This is a genomic window from Ilyobacter sp. (assembly GCF_041583315.1).
Lineage (GTDB): Bacteria > Fusobacteriota > Fusobacteriia > Fusobacteriales > Fusobacteriaceae > Ilyobacter.
On sequence record NZ_JBFHGC010000157.1, the window covers coordinates 1 to 5279 of the forward strand.

Consider the following 5279-nt stretch of genomic DNA (forward strand, 5'->3'; position numbering starts at 1 on the left):
AAATGGAGGATTACACATAGTCAGATCAAATTTATCTTCCTTCTCTATTATTCCCTCAAAAATATCATTTCTGTTTTTTTGAAGCTTTAAAATTATTTTATTTTTCAATACTTTATTTGAGTCCACTATTTTTTTGGCATTATCTATGGATTTTGGGTCTATATCTGAAGCGACAAAATCCCAGTTATAACTCTGACTCCCTATAATAGGGTAGATGCAGTTTGCACCGGTTCCTATGTCCAGTACCCTTACTCCTTTTTTCCTGCCTTCCAGCAAATCTGCTATATAGTGTATATAATCTGCTCTTCCGGGAATGGGCGGACATAAAAATCCCTTGGGAATATCCCAGTTTTCTATGCCGTAATGAACTTTTAGTAATGCTTTATTTAATAAAACAACAGCCTTATTATCACTGAAATCTATAGTTTCCTCCCCTCTGGGATTTTTCTTTAGGTACATCTTCAGTTCCGGCAGATTTTTTGTCAGAACTTTCAAATCATATCTTCCTTTATGGGGATTATTGGGATGTAATTCTCCCTTTTTATTTATCTTATTCACTTTATACTCCTTATTAGTTCCGTGTCTTTGATATCAATAGATTAATTTTAGCATGCATGATTATTCTATACAAGGGAAAGGAGTACCCAAGTAACAAATTTACACATAAAAAAAGGCCTAAATCAATAGGCACTCTTAAACTTAATTTAACATTGTTATCAATTGTTTCTTTTACGTCTTTTATTGAGTACAACCAGAACCCAGACTCACCCTACCAAAACTTATATTATCATTCAGCTATTTATGTACTGTTTTTATACCTCTGTAACCCCTATACTTTTAAAATATTCATAAGTATGGTCATAAAATTTCCTGTCTCTTGTTTCGTCCACTCCGCTTCCCTCAGGGATGAATATAACCATGCCTTGTCTAGCCCTTGTCAATAAAACTCTATAAGCATTTTTCAAATATTTTTTTCCAATTTCAGAATTCATATTTTGCCATTTAGTTCCTTTGAAACTTCGGTACTTCCATCTATTTTTTTCCAAATAAAAATCTGCTCCCCAGCACATACAGGTCCAGTCTAATTCCAGTCCCTGTATATCAAACTCTATTGCAATTTCTTCCATAAAATATGAAGACCGAATATCACTTTTATTATTTAAAAACCAATTTGAAGCACTTATTTCATTTTTTACATCAATGCCGTGTGCACGTAATCTTCTCGCCCCAGATGAAGCGATCAATCCAAATCTTTCACTTCCTTTAGAGCTATTTCTGATAAATTCTTTCCCGCTTTCTAAACTTCGTGTAATTACTATGGGGTAATTTTCTTTAAGTTGCTTATAAAGTAATTTCGCATTATCAAGATTTAAGTCGATTATATTTTCAATAAACTCAGCTAACTTTTCACTCCTAAATGACCTCAGTGACACTGCTAAATGCAAATCTGTTTTTTTATTAGAATTTTTCTTTAACCAGTTTCTCAAGTTTTCATCATTTAAATAGTTTGCGTCTGTCTCAATTAAATTTGAATAATATACATCCCAATCTAAATATTTATTTTGTAGTGCTCTAATCCATTCCTCAAGGCCAGCCTCTCCTGTATTAATTTCTTGACCTCCACCGATTAAGCATACAATTGTGCACCAATCATTGTGCCTATTCATTACATCTATCAAGAACTCAGGTTCAGACATGTTAAAGTCAGCAAGGCCTTTTTTTCTTTTCATAAAAGAACTTGCTTGCTCCAAATTCCAGGCTCTCTGTGCTTCATCAAAAACTACAACTTTTTCAATGGGTGAAGTTGAAGAAATTATATATTCATCTCTAAAGTGATGGATATTTTGGATAAAAGCGTTTGATTTTATGCTGGCTTCTTTTTTAGTTATTTTTATTCCTTTAGATTTTTCAGAAAGAACCTTATCTCTAGTTAATGCCTCTCTCAACACTTCAACTAATGGTCCATTACCTGACAGAAATACAGCATGCTCTCCTTCATCAGCTTTCATTCTTTCAGTTGCTATGTTAAGACCTGCAAGAGTTTTCCCAGCACCAGGAACACCTGTAATAAAGCAAATAGATTTTTTACTGTTCTCTTTAGAATATTCGATAATATTATTCAAACAATTTGCAGTCTTTGAAAGATTGATTGCTCCTGCATCAGAACGTGAAATTTCTTTTACATTATGTCCTTTATACAGAGCTTGTGCCGCTTCAATTATTGTAGGAGTCGGCTTATATATAGATCTTTCCCATTGCTTGGGATCAATATCTTTTTCACTGCAGACTGAAGAAATTTTTGTGAATAAAGATTCGATATAATCAGAATTTATTAACAACGGTTTAAATAAATTTTCATGATATATGGAAATATCCTCATATTTTTTTTCTGATTCAGTGGAGACTAATATTGGAAAAATTTTACTGTAATGACTTCCTTCATGGAAATTCTTTAAATCAAGTGCATAATCTGTTACCTGTTCAACTGCATAATTATCAAATTTTTTACTGCCTACTTTGAACTCAAAAACAAGGATAGAGTCCTTATAAATTATTATATTATCAACACGTTTTCCCATTCTTGGAATTGAAAATTCAAAGAAAATATGACCTTCACTAATATTTTCAAGACTCTTTTTTAAAATTTTTATTTGTTCTATCCAGGCATTTTTCTGTAACTCTTCCAGTGAATATGAATGTTGTTTTGACAACTCCCCTAAAATTAGATTATTATCGTCTATTAAAAAATTGTTTATCGAATTAGAATAATAAGCTCTTTTGATATAAATCCCTCCCTTAAAAGGCACACAAAATTTCTATCTCTATTATATAGACAAGAGTAACACAAACAGATGGAAATTTCACTTTAAAATTTTAATTGACTATACCGAGAGTGTTTTACGGAATCAGTAAAACCTTAAATAAAAAAACACCAAAGAGATATTCTCAGGTGTCTTTAATGTTTTGTATCTTAGGTTTCAGAAAAAAATAAAACTATATCTCTTTTTCCTCTGCAACTGCACCGTATTCAAGGCATTTATCATCCTGAAAAAACTCCGTCTTTTTAACCATAAAGAGAAACCATCCCACAAGAATAAGTCCCTTTAAAACACTTGTTATTGTGAGGGTCCACCATACTCCGTTTAATCCGAGCAGAGATTCAGAGGAGAGGAAGATAGACATAGGTATCCTCATGGCATTAAAGGCTATGCTGACTATAGAAGGTGGAGAAGTCCGGCCAAGGCCGTTGAAGGCTCCTGCTGTGACTATCTCTATACACATAAACCACTGGGAATAAGCCAGTATCTTTAGGTAGTCCACTCCAAGCTTTACAACTTCCTCTTCAGGAATGAATATAGAAAATATCGGTCTGGCAAATATCACTAGCAAAAGAGTGGCAAAAACTCCCACTACAGATATCATGGCTATCCCTGTTGCATAACCTCTTTTTATTCGTTTTGGCTGACTTGCCCCGTAATTCTGTCCCACAAAAGTAGAGACTGCAACCTGAAATCCACTGGCTGTCATCCATGAAATGGCTTCTATCTGAGATCCGACCTTTTGTACAGCCATGGGAAGAGGGCCCCACTGGGCTATTATCCTGGCAATTATCATAGTAAAAAAGGTAAAAAGTCCGTTGTGAAGAGCCACAGGCAGACCAAGTCTCATGTACTCTCTCATTATATAGGGCTCAGGTTTATGATGCAGTTCCAGAGCCTTTACCACACCCTTGCCCTTGTTTATATATATCAAGAAGGATATAAAAACCATGAGATGTGCCAGTACTGTAGCTATGGCTGCTCCCTGTACTCCCATGGCAGGAATAGGCCCCATCCCGAATATGAGGACAGGATCTAAAATCAGATTAACCCCTATACCTATTGTATTTATATAAAAGGGAGTCTTACTGTCCCCGTATCCATTGAAAATTCCCGTAAAGACAGGGTTTGAAAAACTAAAAACCATGCCGAAAGTAATAATCTTTAGGTAGGATACAGCCATTGAGATAACTCCCTGATCTCCCAGATTAAAAAATCCTATGAGTCTGTTGCTGAAAAAATAAACCAGCGCACCGTAAAAAACAGAGAGTATAAAATTCATCTGAAGAGCATTTCTGGCATAATCTCTCGCCCTGGAAAAGTTTTTACCCCCTATACTCTGGGAAACCCGCACCTCTGCCCCTACTTTTGACACCAGTATAAATGCAAAGCTCAGCCACACATAAAACCCTGCACTCCCCACTGCTGCCACAGAACGGCTTCCTGCCCTTCCTATCCAAAACATGTCAGTGAGATTATAGGCCATCTGTAGAAAAGATGTGGCCATTACAGGAAAAGCCATTTTCATTAGTCCCTTAGAAATGCTTCCCTGTGTCATATCTATTTTTGATTTCATTTTTACCCCTTTCAAAACAACATAAAAAAAAGATACCACACCATACAATCTTTGCATAGCCGTTTTTTGAATTGTAAAATTCTTCAATCCAAAGCCAGTCAGATCAAGATCATATGTTGGATACCTTTATATCAGGAGTTTTACTTATCATATTATTATTTTATATATATTTAATCCGATTTTTATCTCCCTCAATCTAAGTGGATACTTGCCTTTTAGATTAAAGTATTGAATTTCTCTAGAAGTCTGTTACTTTTCTCTTGACAGAAAAGTAACCAAAAGGTCAAGAATTTTCAAATGTCTAGGAAGTATATGTTTCTTTTAACGCCTTTGTGAGCTACAGTCCTCGTTTCCCTGCGGAACTTATTCTGTAGGACGGCTGAGTGCTGGTTATTTCCTGTATAAGTTCTGCGACTTGAAATTCAAAATACAGAAAAAATAATATCAACATAAATAAAAAGCATGTGCATTGTTATTCTTTAACTTATCGTGCTAAAAAGGTTTTGAATCTATTGCCCATTGACAAAATAAGCGTTAAAAATGACCGAAGTGAAATCTTTAGTAAAAATCAACTGTCTGAGCGAAGCGAGTAGCCAAAAAATAACGAGTCATACGAGTATATTTTCTGGTTCTCAGAAACTTGTTTTCTGAGTTTCATTGCTCTCTTTGGATTTCCAAGGGCATTTAGCTTATTTTTCACAGGCCTTGATTTTTGGTTACTTTTCATCAAGGAAAAGTAACATCAACTTCGGATACATTCAGTATTTCACAAAATTAATTTCAAGTAGTAATTTAAGTTGATTTAATAACCTGCCTCTAACTCTGTAAAATACTTATAGAATTTCTCGTTAACAGGAACCGGAACATTATATTTTTTCCCTAAT

Annotated in this window: 3 protein-coding genes; all 3 read right to left on the reverse strand. The window is 34.6% G+C overall.

Annotated features, from left to right (window positions below; translation table 11 throughout):
- On the reverse strand, positions 1-558 hold a 558-nt coding region (locus ABZA26_RS06890; RefSeq protein ID WP_372713785.1), incomplete at its 3' end, for an RlmF-related methyltransferase.
- A 254-nt stretch (positions 559-812) separates the two neighbouring features.
- Positions 813-2807, reverse strand: coding sequence for a DUF2075 domain-containing protein (locus tag ABZA26_RS06895; RefSeq protein WP_372713786.1), 1995 nt, complete (start codon positions 2805-2807; stop codon positions 813-815).
- Positions 2808-2994: 187 nt separating this feature from the next.
- On the reverse strand, positions 2995-4452 hold the full coding sequence (locus tag ABZA26_RS06900) for an MATE family efflux transporter (RefSeq protein WP_372713787.1): 1458 nt from the start codon (positions 4450-4452) through the stop codon (positions 2995-2997).
- Positions 4453-5279: the final 827 nt, after the last annotated feature.